We start from the raw sequence: 12,769 nt of genomic DNA, 5'->3' as shown, positions 1-12,769 counted from the left end.
AGCGGGTCGGGACGGGGTTTTCGCCGCGATAGTCGTAGAAGCCGCGGCCGGCCTTGCGGCCCAGCCAGCCGGCCTCGACATACTTCACCAGCAGCGGGCAGGGGCGGTACTTGGAGTCGGCCAGGCCGTCATAGAGCACGTTCATGATCGACAGGACGGTGTCCAGGCCGATGAAGTCCCCCAGTTCCAGCGGGCCCATCGGATGGTTGGCGCCCAGCTTCATGGCCGTGTCGATGGCCTCCACCGTGCCGACGCCTTCGTACAGGGTGTAGATCGCCTCGTTGATCATCGGCACCAGGACGCGGTTGACGATGAAGGCCGGGAAGTCCTCGGCGTTGGCGGTGGTCTTGCCCAGCGACCGGGCGAAGTTGACGGCGGTCTCGTAGGTCTCGGCCCCAGTGGCGATGCCGCGGATGATCTCCACGAGATTCATGCGCGGCACGGGGTTCATGAAGTGCAGGCCGATGAACCGCTCCGGCCGGTCGGTGGCCGAGGCCAGGCGGGTGATGGAGATCGACGAGGTGTTGGAGGCCAGCAGGGTGTCAGGGCCAAGGTGCGGCGACAGCGCGCGGAAGATGGTCTTCTTGACCTCTTCGTTCTCGGTGGCGGCCTCGATGGCCAGGTCCGAGCCGCCTACCGCCTGAAGTTCCGGGGCGGCCTTGATGCGGGCCAGGCCGGCGTCCATGGCGGCCTGGTCGATCAGTCCGCGGGAAACCTGGCGGGCCATGGCGTGCTGGATATGGGTCAGGCCGGAGTCGATCCGCTCGGCGCTGACATCGTGCAGCAGCACGTCATAGCCGCCCAGGGCGCAGACATGCGCGATGCCGGAGCCCATCTGGCCGGCGCCGATCACGCCCACCGATCTGATCTCAACCATGTCCACTCGCCCCAAATCTGCGGGCCGCCTTCAGGGCCGCCTCTGGTCTGTGACGGCTTTCTAACATGGGGGACGGCGGGCTCGCCAAGGTCTTTATGCTGCGCCGCAATGTGATCGGCCCTCGGTTTGTGCCCGGAAAGCCGCACTTGCGAACAAAACGGAGGCGAAAACGAAACGAGGCGACGCCCGGGGGCGCCGCCTCGCTGGAAGCTCTGAGTGTGACTTCAGCCTCAGCCGAGGGCCGACATCAGTTCAGGCACGGCGGTCTTGTAGTCGGCCACCAGGCCATAGTCGGCGACCTGGAAGATCGGCGCGTCGCCGTCCTTGTTGATCGCGACGATGACCTTGGAGTCCTTCATGCCGGCCAGGTGCTGGATGGCGCCCGAAATGCCGATGGCGATGTAGAGCTCCGGCGCCACCACCTTGCCGGTCTGGCCGACCTGGTAGTCGTTGGGGGCGTAGCCGGCGTCCACGGCCGCGCGGCTGGCGCCGACGGCGGCCCCCAGCTTGTCGGCCAGGGGCTCGATCACCTTCTGGAACTCTTCCGCCGAGCCCATGGCGCGACCGCCGGAGACCACGATCTTGGCGCCGGTCAGTTCCGGACGCTCCGACTTCACGATCTCTTCGCCGACGAACTTGGTGGCGCCGGCGCCGGCGCCGGCATCGATATCCTCCACCGAGGCCGAGCCGCCTTCGCCAGCCGCCTTGAAGGCGGTCGGACGGACGGTGATGACCTTCTTGGCCTCAGACGACTGGACGGTCTCCAGCGCGTTGCCCGCATAGATCGGGCGCACGAAGGTCGAGGCGTCGACCACCTCGACCACGTCGGAGATGTGCGAGACATCGAGCTTGGCCGCGATGCGGGGCGAGAAGTTCTTGCCCTGCGAGGTGGCCGGCGTCAGCACGGCGTCGTAGCCGGACATCAGCGGAACCACCACGGCCTCGATGGCCTCGGCCAGGCCGTGGCCCAGGTCGTCGCTCTGGGCCAGCAGGACCTTGCGGACGCCGTCGATCTTGGCGGCGGCCTCGGCGGCGGACTTGGCGTTCTTGCCGACGACCAGGACGTCGATGTCGCCGCCGATGGCCTTGGCGGCCGAGACGGTCTTGTGGGTGTTGTCGCTGAGCGCGCCGGCGTTCAGGTCGGCGATGACGAGTACGGCCATTAGAGCACCCCCGCTTCATTCTTGAGCTTGGCGACCAGATCGGCCGCGGTTTCGACCTTGATGCCGCCGCCACGCTTCGGCGGTTCGGCCACCTTGATCACCTTCAGGCGCGGCGCCGTATCGATGCCGAAGGACGCGATATCCTTGGTGTCGAGGGGCTTCTTCTTGGCCTTCATGATGTTGGGCAAGGAGGCGTAGCGCGGCTCGTTCAGGCGCAGGTCGGCGGTGATGATCACCGGCAGCGGCGCTTCGATGGTCTGCAGGCCGCCGTCCACTTCACGGGTGGTCGTGGCCTTGTCGCCCGAAATTTCGAGCTTCGAAGCGAAGGCGGCCTGCGGCCAGCCCAGCAGGGCCGAGAGCATCTGGCCGGTGGCGTTGTTGTCGCCGTCGATGGCCTGCTTGCCCATGACCACCAGGTTCGGGGTCTCTTCGTCGATGACCGCCTTCAGCACCTTGGCCACAGCCAGGGGCTCCAGGTCGGCGTCGGTCTGGACCAGGATGGCGCGGTCGGCGCCCATGGCCAGCGCCGTGCGCAGGGTTTCCTGCGCCTGGGCCGGGCCGATGGACACGGCCACCACCTCGGTGACCACGCCCTTTTCCTTAAGACGCACCGCCTCTTCGACGGCGATCTCGCAGAAGGGGTTCATGGACATCTTGACGTTGGCGAGGTCGACGCCGGTCTCGTCCGACTTAACCCGCGGCTTGACGTTGTAATCGATTACCCGTTTGACCGGGACCAACACCTTCATGAGGGCCTCAAATTCGCTTTGGGGAAGAATGGGTCGCATGGGGCATAACGTTTCCCGCGCGCATTGCAAGTCGGGCGGAGGAGGCGATTTGCGCCCTCGTCGGCCCTAGCCAGAGGAAAAAAGCCCGAATATGAGGCTGCCTATGAGCCGTATCATTGACCGCCTGAAGCTGGTTTTCCTCGGGGCCTTCGTCCTCTCCCTGGTCGCCATTTTCGGCTACCACGGATATTATGTCTGGCCGGCCGAGCGCTGTGAGGCGCAGGGCGACTGGTGGGACCCGGACGGTCGCGTCTGCGCCCGCCCCGTGCTGATCTCCGACATCACCGGCCGCACCATCCCTGAGCGCAAGGCCGCCGCGGCCGCCAAGATCCGGGCCGAGGCCGCAGCGGCTGACGCGCCGGCCCCCTAGGGGCGCGATCTCAGCCACGGTTGGCGCCGGGGACCCAGAGCACATCGCCCTGGCCATTGTCGTTGGCTCGGCGGCTGGCGACGAACAGCAGGTCCGAGAGCCGGTTGAGATATCTGAGCGCCGGTGCGCCGACGCTCGCCGAGGCGGCCAGGGCCACGGCCGCCCGCTCGGCCCGCCGACAGACCGTGCGGGCCTGATGGAGCGCTGCGGCCGCCGCTGAGCCGCCCGGCAGCACGAAGGAGGTCAGCGGCGCCAGCGCAGCGTTCATGCCGTCGATCTCCTGCTCCAGGCGCGCCACCTGACCATCGCTGATCCGCAGCACCCGCGCGGGGTCCTCGTCGGAGGATGGTGGATTGGCCAGATCGGCGCCCAGATCAAAGAGGTCGTTCTGGATGCGGCCCAGGATGCGGTCCAGATCGGCGTCGTCGGTGGTGTGGAGCCGCGCAAGGCCCAGGCAGGCGTTCGTCTCGTCCACCGCCCCATAGGCCTCGACCCGCAAGTCGGTCTTGGCCACCTGGACGCCATTAGCCAGGCGCGTCGCGCCGTCGTCGCCGGTGCGGGTATAGATGCGGTTCAGAACGACCATTTGGCTTCGCCTGTCCCCAGCCTATCCGTTGTGCCGCCACCAGACCGCGGTGACCAGGATGAGCACGGCGGCCGCCTGCAGGACGACTCGCAGGCGCATAAGCTTGTTGGAATAGGACCGACCGAAATCGCCCCCGCGGAACAGGGCGAAGATTCCAACGCCCAGGGCCAGGGTCACAGCCAGCAGGCTGGCGGGGATCAAAAGGGCGAACAGCTGATTCATGATCTCGGGCTCGGAGCTAGCGGAGCCCTATTATGTAGGGTTTTCTGGGGTCGCGCGCCAATCTGATTGCGCGTCGCAATCGCGCAATTGGTTGATCCTATTCAGCGAGTCCGGTTCAATCCTGGGCTTTGGCCTCCCTCGGTGCTCGTCATTGTGAGTTAACCCTTCTGGTGCTGGATAAAGTGCTGCGACGGTCGGTCGCGCCGCACCCCTGCCTCATTTCAGGTATGGCGTGTGCGAACTTTGTTATAACGCGGGTAATTGAACGCGCTCGCTGAACGCTTCCACTGCGAAGCGGCTTGGCGCGGCGCTAAGAGAATCCCATATCAGCGCTCAGTCACCTCGCCTTTTTGTGTGGCGAGGGCCTGCGCCAGCGCCGTCGGTCCCCCCGCCACGGCCATCGGAGTATCGAACCATGAAGCACGTCGCCGCCGTGGAAGGTCAGAGCGAGACCCGCGTCCGGATGCCCACTCGCCGGGCCCTGGCGAAACAGCAGACGCGGGCCAAGGTGCTCGCCGCCGCCCGGGAGCTGTTCAGCACCGAAGGCTACGAAGGCGCGACGATCCGCGACATCGCGGCGGCCGCCGGCATGTCCACCGGCGCCGTATTCGCCAACTTCGCCGACAAGTCCGAGCTTTTCCGCGAGATCATGACCGCCGACCTGGCCGCCGTGGTCGAGGCCATGACCGAGGCCGCCAGCCGCAGCCGCACGGTGGACGACGCCCTGCTCAAGGCGTTCAGCGCCGGCTACGGCTTCTACAAGTCCCAGATGCCCCTGGCCCGCGCTGCGCTTGGCATGTCGTGGTCCTGGCAGGATGGCCAGGCCCTTCGAGCCCTGTCCTCGGTCCAGGAGATCATCGACCTCTTCGGCGAGCAACTGGCGCTGGGGGTCGAACGCGGCGAGCTGTCGCAGGAATGCGAGATCAAGCTCCGCAGCCAGATGCTGTTCGACAATTATCTGGCCAACTATCCGCAGGCGATCTTCGGCGGCTGGAGCCTTGAGGCGCTGCAGGCGCGTTCGCGGGACCAGATTCGCGTCATCCTGGCCGGCGCCCGCCGGGGCTGATCGCCTCGCCGGCCCCGCACAACTTAAAGTTCCTTGCCGGTTAGGCCCTCGGCGCGTCTGCTAGAGGCGGGCTCTAGTTCAGGACGCGCCGATAGAGCGCGCTTGGGGGGAAAATTTGAATCTGCGTCAGACTCAGAAAGAGGCGACGCGGCGTCGTGTGCTAGACGCCGCCCGGGACCTTTTCGAAACCGTCGGTTACGAAGAGACGACCGTCCGCGAGATCGCCAGCCAGGCGGGCGTGGCGGTCGGCAGCGTCTTCACCTGCTTCTCGTCCAAGGCCGAGGTGCTGAGCCAGGTGATGCAGGAGCGGCTGGACGACCTCTATGGGGAGCTGGACCGGGTGACGCCGCATCTGCGCGGCTCCACGGCCGACCGGCTCTCCTCGATCTTCGCCCTGCATTTCGCCTTCGAAACCCGGCGGACTCAGCTGTTTCTGGCCCATATCGCGGCCGCCTATAGCTGGCGTCCGGGCGGCTCCAACATCCCTTACGGCCGCAATCCCCGACTGCGCGGCTCGATCCGCGACTGTGTCGCCGAGGGGCAGGACCGGGGGGATGTCGATCCCGGCCTCGACCTGGACATGATCGTCGACACCCTGATGGCCGCCTATGCCTGGAACTATCGTCTGGCGGCCTGGGAGAACGCCGGCCCTGAGCGGATGAGCGCCAATATGGAGCAGCAGATCGCCCTGGTGGCCCGCGGTTTCCGACCCATCGCCAACTAGTTGCCGCCATCCAGCAGGCGGCGGGCGATCACCTGGGCCTGGATCTCGCCGGCGCCTTCGAAGATGTTGAGGATTCGGGCGTCAGCCAGCAGGCGGCTGACCGGCTGTTCGACGGCGAAGCCCGTTCCGCCGTGGATCTGCAGGGCGTTGTCGGCGCAGGCCCAGGCGATGCGCGCAGCTATCAGCTTGGCCATGCCCGCCTCCTGATCGCAGCGCCGGCCGGCGTCCTTGGTTCGGGCTGAAAACCAGGCCAGCCGCCGGGCGCCGAGAATTTCCGCCGCCATCATGGCGAGCTTGTCGGCCACCCGGGGGAAGGCGGCCAGGGGCTGCCCGAACTGGTGGCGGGCCAGGGCGTAGTCCAGGCCCAGGTCCAGGGCGTTCTGCGCCACGCCGATCGCCCGGGCCGCGGTCTGGATGCGGGCCGACTCGAAGGTCGCCATGAGCTGCACGAAGCCTTGCCCTTCCTGGCCGCCCAGCAGGGCGTCTTCCGGCGCCGCGAAGCCGTCGAAGGCGATCTCGTATTCCTTCATGCCGCGATAGCCGATGACCGCAATCTCTCCGCCGTCCATGCCCGGCGCCGGGAAGGGATCGCCGTCGTCGCCCCGCGGCTTCTCGGCCAGGAGCATGGATAGGCCGCGATGGTCACGGCTGTTCGGATCGGTGCGAACCAGCAGCGTCATCAGGTCGGCCCGCGCGGCATGGGTGATCCAGGTCTTGGCGCCGGTGACCCGCCAGGCGCCGTCCTGCCGCACCGCCCGGGTGCGCAGGGACGCGAGGTCCGAGCCGGCCTCCGGCTCGGTGAACACTGCGGTGGGCAGCATGGCGCCCGAGGCGATGGCCGGCAGGAGCCGGGCCTTCTGGTCGGCCGTGCCGTGGGCCAGGATCAGCTCGGCGGCGATCTCCGAGCGCGTGCCCAGGGAGCCGACGCCGATATAGCCCCGGGAGAGGGCTTCGGAGACCACGCACATGGCCACCTTGCCCAGGCCCGCGCCGCCATGATCCTCCGGCAGGGTGAGGCCAAAGACCCCCAGGCCGGCCAGCTCGTCGATCAGGGCCAGCGGGATCAGCTGGTCGGCCAGGTGCCAGCCGTGGGCGAAGGGGGCGATCTTCGCAGCGGCGAAGCCGGTGAACTGCGCGAAGATCGCCTGATGGGTGTCGTCCAGGCCGCTCGCCTCCAGGGAGGGCCGCCCCCGGGCCTGCGCCAGGAGCTCGACGATGCGGTGGCGCGCCGACGGCGTGGCGTCGGGCGCCAGGGCCGCGATGGCGGGAATGAGCCTGGCCGGATCGAAGCCCAGATCGACCGGGCGCGCCATCTCGCCCTGACTCATGGGCAGGCCGCCGGCGAGCTGGCTGAGATATTCGTGCGCCAATAGCAGGGCCGGTCGCGCGCTCGCCTCGTCCCAGGTCCCGGCCCGCTCGAGTTCGGCCGCCCAGTCGGCGGTCTGGCGCAGGGTTTCGGCATAGGCCGCCGCCCAGGCCAAGCCATGGGCCGCCCGCTGCTCGGCGTCCAGGATGTGGCGGTCCAGGCGGCCCTCCGGCGCGATCCGGGCGGCCAGGTTCACCCGGGCCTCAGCCATGCAGGCCTCGGCGACCTCTGCGGCGGCCAGTAGGCGGGCAGGGGCGGCGGCGATGCGGTCGAGGGAAGGGTCGGAGGTCATGGGGTCACTATAGGCCCCGCTTGCCGCCGGTCACGCCCGACGCCTATACGATGTAAGCCAAGCCCCGGGAGCCGCCATGATCGTCGTCCATCACCTCAACGAGTCGCGCTCGCAGCGCATCCTCTGGCTGCTGGAGGAACTGGGGGTCGAATACGAGATCAAGGCCTATGAGCGCGACGCCAAGACCAGGCTCGCGCCGGACGAACTGCGTGCGGTCCATCCGCTGGGCAAGTCACCGGTAGTGACCGACGGCCAGGCCACAGTGCATGAGTCCGGGGCCATCATCGACTACATCATTCGTCGCCACGGGGCGGGCAAGCTGCAGCCGCCGGCGAGCGACCCTGACTATGAAGTTTATCTGCAATGGCTGCACTATGCCGAAGGCTCGGCCATGCTGCCGCTGATGCTGCAGATGTATGTCATGCGCCTGGGCGAAGCCGGCGCGCCCCTGCACCCGCGGATCGAGAGCGAGGTGGACAACCATCTATCCTATGTCGATCAGGCCCTCGCCGGCCGCGACTATCTGATGGGCCAGGCCCTGACCGGGGCCGACATCCAGATGAGTTTTGTGGGCGAGGTCGCCCGGGCCTTCGGCAAGCTGCCGGGCTACCCCAACGCCGAGGCCTGGCTCAACCGCCTGCACGACCGGCCGGCCTATAAGGCGGCCATCGAACGTGGCGGCCCCTACGCCCTCGGGCGCTAGGGCCTAGAAGCGGTCGGCGAAGGGATCGTCAAGCATCCCGTCGAGGAAGTCGAACACCGCCGCCTTGGTGAGCGCGTGGGGAATGGCCGAGAAGTGGTCGCAGCCCACCACCGTAATACCCCGTCCCTCCGGAAAGGCCCGCGCCAAGCCGTCTGGATCGCCGGCGCCCTCGTCGCGCTGACCGGCGATCACCAGCACCGGGACCGGCAGGCGACCCATGGCCTCGACATCCAGGGGCGGGTTCTCCGCGCGGACGAAAGCCGCCAGGGCGCGGCGGTCCTCGCCCTGCTCGTCGGCGAAGTGGCGGAAGCTGCGCAGCATGGGATGGCTGATCGTCTCCGGATCTTCCGCCAGCATGGCCTGGGCCATGGCGTCCACCGGCGAGCCCGGCGTCCGCGGCTCCAGCAGGCGCTCGCCCACCCCGCCCAGGATCAGGTTGCCGATGCGGTCCGGCGCGGCCAGGGCGGCGGCCAGCGCCGTGCGCGCGCCCATGGAATAGCCGAACAGGTCGACCTGACCGAGTTCCAGATGGTCGAGCAGGGCGATGATGTCGCCGGCCAGGACGTCGCGCTGATAGGCCTGCGGTTCATAGAGCTTCTGGCTTTCCCCGTGGCCCCGCTGGTCGAGGGCGACGCATCGCGCGCGCCGTCGCTCCAGGGCGGCGTACCAGCCGGTACGTCGCCAGCCCTCCTTGCGATTCGAGGTGAAGCCATGGACCAGCACCATGGTCCGCTCGGCCTCCCCTTGGGGCGAATGGTCATCGAAGGCGATCTCGACGCCGCGGCTAAAAAATGTCGGCATTAAACGCTCTGAAAACACTGTTCTTGGATAGTGGCTCAAACCGACGAAGAGCGGGTGACGGTAGGGAGAGCCTTATGGACGAAATGTGCCCGGATCAGTCGATCGAGTTCACCATGGACCGGATCGAGCGCGAGGCAAAGCGCGCGGCTCTCGCCAAGACCCAGCAGGAACGCTTCGCCGTGGCGGAAGGCCGCGTCGGTTCGGCGGCGGAAGCCGAGGCCCTGAGCGAGGCCGTCGCCAAGCTGACCCTCTGCCACCGTCGGCCCTATCGCCCCCGTGATTGGGCCGCGGTGGCGGCGCGCCCGCGGATCGAGGTGGTGCGAACCCATGAGTTGGAGGCCGAGGCGCGGCGCGCGCTTCACAGCTACAAGCCGGGATGGCTGGCCCAGCTGTTTGGCTCAGATCGCGACCAGCGCCGGCAACTGGCGGCCCGGGTGGCCGAGGCCGCATCGGAAGACGAGGCCGCCTACCGCAAGGCCTGGCGCGAGGCTCAGGTCCAGAACACGGAGATCGATTTCGCCGGCAAGCTGGCCGAACTCGACCTGCGGACCATCAACGAAGCCCTGACGGCGCAGACGAGCCTGGCCGAAGTCTTTGGCGCGGTGGAGCGGTTCCGCTTCACGGTTCCCGCCAAGGGGCGGTTCCAGATCCAGATCGAGGCCCACGACCTGGCCGCGCTGCCGGCGGAAGAGGCCGAGCGGCAGCCCCAGGGGCGGGCGGTGTTCCGACCTATGGCTCTGGGCAAGCGCCATCAGCTCCATGGGGCCAATGTCTGCGCCGCGGCCCTTCGCTACGGCTTGGAGATGCTCGGGTTCCTGCCGTTGGACGCGGTGGAGGTGGTGGTCCACGCCGAGCTTCGCGACGCCGCTACGGGGCTGTTCGCCCGCCATCCGATCCTGCAGATGACCCTGACCCACACCCAGGCCGCGGCGACCCCCTTCGAACAGGGCGATCCCATGGCCTTGGCGGCTCAGCTCGGCGCGCGGATGTGCTGGACCCTGCAAGGGGGCTTTGCGCCGATCGAGCTCACGGGTCCGGCCGCCGAGGCCGCCTGAGCCAAGATCAGCTGCGCCAACGCAGGCGGGCCGGCTCCACCGGGTTGACGAAGGCCCGGCCTTCCCGACGGCTCTGAGCCCATTCCCGCTTGAGCTGCTGGTACCACTTGGCCTGGCGGTCGGCGTCATCGATCCACAACAGGCTGGGATCGTAGCGCAGGCCTTCGTTCTGCAGGTTCACCATGTCGCCGTCCTGGCGCAGGAAGGCCCGGGCGCCTGCGGCGATCAACGGCTTCATCAGCCAGAAGGCCGGATGGTCGGACCAGACGATCTGGGTGATGCGGGTCTTCTTCTCCGACAGCGCCGTCAGGCAGGTCAGCGAAAGAACCTGGCGGCGGCCCACCGTCACATGCTCCCAGCGCAGGCCCGGAATGCGGAAGGTGATCTCGGTCAGAGGCTGGCCGCCGAGGATGGCGTAGGCGCGGCTGTTCTTGGACGGCTCGTGCCGAACCATGGCGAAGCCGGCTTCCCTGGGCTCGAATGGCTTGGACTTTTCGTGCTGGCTCTTGGCCGAGCGCCACCACCACTGCTGATGCACATAGGGGCCATGGGCCGGGTCCATCAGACCCACGACGGCGTGATCGATATGGGCGTCGAAATCCATGCGGTCGACCAGCTTGGGCTTGCCACCCACCACGCCGGGAAAGACTGGCGGATCGATGTCCGGCTCGCCGTCGAAGCGCGGATCGGCGCTGATCCAGATGAAGACCAGGCCCTGGCTCTCGCGCACGGGAAAGCGGCGGACGCGGATCTTGCTGACGTCCATGGCCTGGTCAGCCACCAGGGAGGGGATGGCGGTGCAGGCGCCGTCGAGGCCAAAGCGCCAGCCGTGATAGGGGCACTCGACGCTTTCGCGTCCGTCGGCCTCGGCGGTCAGCTTGCCGGCCGACAGCGGCGCGGCCCGGTGGGGGCAGATGTCACGCACGGCATAGGCCTCGCCCTTGCGGCCCCGGCCGATCAGGATCGGCTCGCCCAGGATCTCGAAGCGCTGCAGCTTGCCGGGCTTCAGGTCCGACGACAGGGCGGCGAAATACCAGATGTCGGTGAGGAAGCCCTCGCCGAAGCGGGGCGCTCTCGCGGAGGGGGTCTTGCTGTCGCCTTCGGCCATGGCGTCTTCTATCGGGGCCTTGCGGTCCCTGCACCTGTCATCAGGGGAGTTTCAGGAAACGGCAGGCATAGGCGCCCAGCGCCAGGCCGCCGGGTAGGGGCTCGGCTGCGCCTGAGCTCACCGGCAGCATCTCGGCGCCTTTGAGGGCGGGGTGCTCGGCCCGAGCGGTGCGGCCGCTCATGTTGAAGACGCAGGCCACCGCCTGGCCCTCATGGCGGCGGGTAAAGGCCAGGATGGGTTCGGGCGTGTCCAGGAACTCGATCGCGCCGTGGGTCAGGGCGCGGGAGGCCTTGCGCAGGGTGATCATCTGCCGGGTGAAGGCCAGGGTGGACTTGGGATCCAACTCCTGGCGATCCACGGCCAGCGGGCGGTGGCTTTCGGCGGCTGGCAGCCAGGCCGCGCCGTTGGAAAAGCCCAGATGGGCGGCTTCGGCCTGCCAGGGCATGGGCGTCCGCGCCCCGTCCCGGCCCTTGGCGATCGGCCAGTAGAGGTCGCCCACCGGATCGCGCAGCTCGTTGCGGGACAGCTCGGCCTCGGGCAGGCCCAGCTCTTCGCCCTGATAGAGCAGGATGGTGCCACGCAGGGCCATCAGCAGGGCCAGCATCAGCTTGGCCACCGGCGGGCCGGCGTCCGCCCCGCCGAACCGGCTCACCGTGCGGGCGACGTCATGGTTGCAGAAGGAAATGGTCGGCCAGTGGCCCGGGTGGGCGGCCAGGGTGTCGTAGTGCTCGCGGAACACCTGGGCGGCCATTCGGCGGGCCTTCAGCAGGACGAAGGTGTAGGCCGAGTGCAGGCCCTCGTCAGGGGCGCAGTAGGCGCCGCAGCGCTCTTCTTCTTCCGAGAACTCTCCGAACACGAAGCGGCCGGGGCCATGCGCCTCCACCCGGCGGCGGACCTCGTCCAGGAGGGGGATGTTCTCCGGCAGGTTGGAGTCGAACAGGTGGCGCTGCATGTCGCTGGCGTGCGCCCAGGCCGCCCGGTCGCGCTCACTGGCGGGAATGGCCGGGTTGGGGCGCAGCTCGCCGTCGTGCAGGAAGGCGTTGGCCACGTCCAGGCGGAAGCCATCGGCCCCGCGGTCGAGCCAGGTGTCCAGCACCTTCAGGGCGGCCTCCCGCGCCTTGGGCTGCCGCCAGTTGAGCTTGGGCTGCTGGCGAAGGAACTTGTGGTGATAGTGCTGTCGCCGCGCCGGCTGATAGGCCCAGGCGGGGCCGCCGAAGACGCTCAGCCAGTTGTTGGGCGCAGTCCCATCGTCGGCGGGATCGGCCCAGACATACCAGTCAGCCTTGTCGCCATCGGCCCCTTCGTCGCGGCTGGCGGCGAACCAGGGGTGCTCGTCGGAAGTGTGCGACAGCACCTCGTCCAGCAACACCTTCAGACCCCGGGCGTGAGCGGCCTGTGTCAGGGCCTGGAAATCGGCCACCGACCCATAGTCCGGATGGACGTCGTCATAGTCTGAGACGTCATAGCCCCAGTCGCGGTTCGGCGACGGGTGGATGGGGGAGAGCCAGATCGCATCCACCCCGAGGCTCTGTAGATAGTCCAGCTTGGCCATGACGCCCGCAAGGTCGCCATGGCCGTCGCCGTCACTGTCAAAGAAGCTGCGGACGTAGATGTGGTAGACCACCGCCCCCTTCCACCAGGGGGCCAT

General features: G+C 68.1%; 14 protein-coding genes. 5 read left to right on the top strand and 9 right to left on the bottom strand.

Annotated features, from left to right (window positions below; all coding sequences use genetic code 11):
• The 3 genes from V7702_RS07290 to V7702_RS07280 all read right to left on the bottom strand — a co-directional run.
• On the bottom strand, positions 1 to 877 hold an 877-nt coding region (locus tag V7702_RS07290; RefSeq protein WP_335649476.1), incomplete at its 3' end, for a 3-hydroxybutyryl-CoA dehydrogenase.
• A 230-nt stretch (positions 878 to 1,107) separates the two neighbouring features.
• Positions 1,108 to 2,040, bottom strand: a complete 933-nt coding sequence (locus tag V7702_RS07285) for an electron transfer flavoprotein subunit alpha/FixB family protein (protein WP_335649475.1) — start codon at positions 2,038 to 2,040, stop codon at positions 1,108 to 1,110.
• Entirely contained in the window at positions 2,040 to 2,789 is a 750-nt protein-coding gene (locus tag V7702_RS07280) for an electron transfer flavoprotein subunit beta/FixA family protein (RefSeq protein WP_335649474.1), read from the bottom strand. The genes V7702_RS07285 and V7702_RS07280 overlap by 1 nt, the downstream gene beginning before the upstream one ends.
• Before the next feature lie 142 nt (positions 2,790 to 2,931).
• Here V7702_RS07280 and V7702_RS07275 point away from each other — a divergent pair, with 142 nt between their 5' ends.
• Positions 2,932 to 3,198 (top strand): hypothetical protein, encoded by a 267-nt coding sequence (locus V7702_RS07275; RefSeq protein ID WP_335649473.1) that lies wholly within the window; start codon positions 2,932 to 2,934, stop codon positions 3,196 to 3,198.
• Positions 3,199 to 3,208: 10 nt separating this feature from the next.
• Here the strand turns inward: V7702_RS07275 and V7702_RS07270 are convergent, their stop codons facing one another.
• Together V7702_RS07270 and V7702_RS07265 are read right to left on the bottom strand one after the other, a co-directional pair.
• The gene (locus tag V7702_RS07270) at positions 3,209 to 3,784 is read right to left on the bottom strand and encodes a cob(I)yrinic acid a,c-diamide adenosyltransferase (RefSeq protein WP_335649472.1); all 576 of its coding nucleotides are present in this window, start codon (positions 3,782 to 3,784) and stop codon (positions 3,209 to 3,211) included.
• 21 nt (positions 3,785 to 3,805) lie between these two features.
• Positions 3,806 to 4,006: a twin transmembrane helix small protein gene (locus V7702_RS07265; protein WP_335649471.1), complete on the bottom strand. Its 201-nt coding sequence runs from the start codon at positions 4,004 to 4,006 to the stop codon at positions 3,806 to 3,808.
• 415 nt (positions 4,007 to 4,421) lie between these two features.
• Here V7702_RS07265 and V7702_RS07260 point away from each other — a divergent pair, with 415 nt between their 5' ends.
• Positions 4,422 to 5,072 (top strand): TetR/AcrR family transcriptional regulator, encoded by a 651-nt coding sequence (locus tag V7702_RS07260; RefSeq protein WP_335649470.1) that lies wholly within the window; start codon positions 4,422 to 4,424, stop codon positions 5,070 to 5,072.
• 115 nt (positions 5,073 to 5,187) lie between these two features.
• Entirely contained in the window at positions 5,188 to 5,796 is a 609-nt protein-coding gene (locus tag V7702_RS07255; protein WP_335649469.1) for a TetR/AcrR family transcriptional regulator, read from the top strand.
• Here V7702_RS07255 and V7702_RS07250 read toward each other — a convergent pair.
• Complete coding sequence (locus V7702_RS07250) at positions 5,793 to 7,454, bottom strand: acyl-CoA dehydrogenase family protein (RefSeq protein WP_335649468.1); 1,662 nt, start codon at positions 7,452 to 7,454, stop codon at positions 5,793 to 5,795. The genes V7702_RS07255 and V7702_RS07250 overlap by 4 nt on opposite strands.
• 76 nt (positions 7,455 to 7,530) lie before the next feature.
• On the opposite strand from V7702_RS07250, the gene V7702_RS07245 reads away from it, so the two are divergent.
• Positions 7,531 to 8,157 carry a glutathione S-transferase family protein gene (locus tag V7702_RS07245; protein ID WP_335649467.1) on the top strand — a complete coding sequence of 209 codons (627 nt, stop codon included), beginning with the start codon at positions 7,531 to 7,533 and terminating at the stop codon, positions 8,155 to 8,157.
• 3 nt (positions 8,158 to 8,160) lie between these two features.
• Here V7702_RS07245 and V7702_RS07240 read toward each other — a convergent pair whose 3' ends face one another.
• Positions 8,161 to 8,958, bottom strand: coding sequence for an alpha/beta fold hydrolase (locus V7702_RS07240; RefSeq protein ID WP_335649466.1), 798 nt, complete (start codon positions 8,956 to 8,958; stop codon positions 8,161 to 8,163).
• A gap of 74 nt (positions 8,959 to 9,032) precedes the next feature.
• Between V7702_RS07240 and V7702_RS07235 the strand changes: the two genes are divergently transcribed.
• Complete coding sequence (locus V7702_RS07235) at positions 9,033 to 10,013, top strand: hypothetical protein (RefSeq protein WP_335649465.1); 981 nt, start codon at positions 9,033 to 9,035, stop codon at positions 10,011 to 10,013.
• A 7-nt stretch (positions 10,014 to 10,020) separates the two neighbouring features.
• Here the strand turns inward: V7702_RS07235 and V7702_RS07230 are convergent, their stop codons facing one another.
• Positions 10,021 to 11,121, bottom strand: a complete 1,101-nt coding sequence (locus V7702_RS07230; protein ID WP_335649464.1) for an aromatic ring-hydroxylating oxygenase subunit alpha — start codon at positions 11,119 to 11,121, stop codon at positions 10,021 to 10,023.
• Between the two features lie 40 nt (positions 11,122 to 11,161).
• Positions 11,162 to 12,769 carry an alpha-glucosidase family protein gene (locus V7702_RS07225; protein ID WP_335649463.1) on the bottom strand — a complete coding sequence of 536 codons (1,608 nt, stop codon included), beginning with the start codon at positions 12,767 to 12,769 and terminating at the stop codon, positions 11,162 to 11,164.

The sequence above is a fragment of the Phenylobacterium sp. genome (assembly GCF_036963605.1).
Taxonomy (GTDB): domain Bacteria; phylum Pseudomonadota; class Alphaproteobacteria; order Caulobacterales; family Caulobacteraceae; genus Phenylobacterium.
Note: the sequence above shows the minus strand (reverse complement) of the source record. Positions and strands in the feature narration are given on the sequence as shown.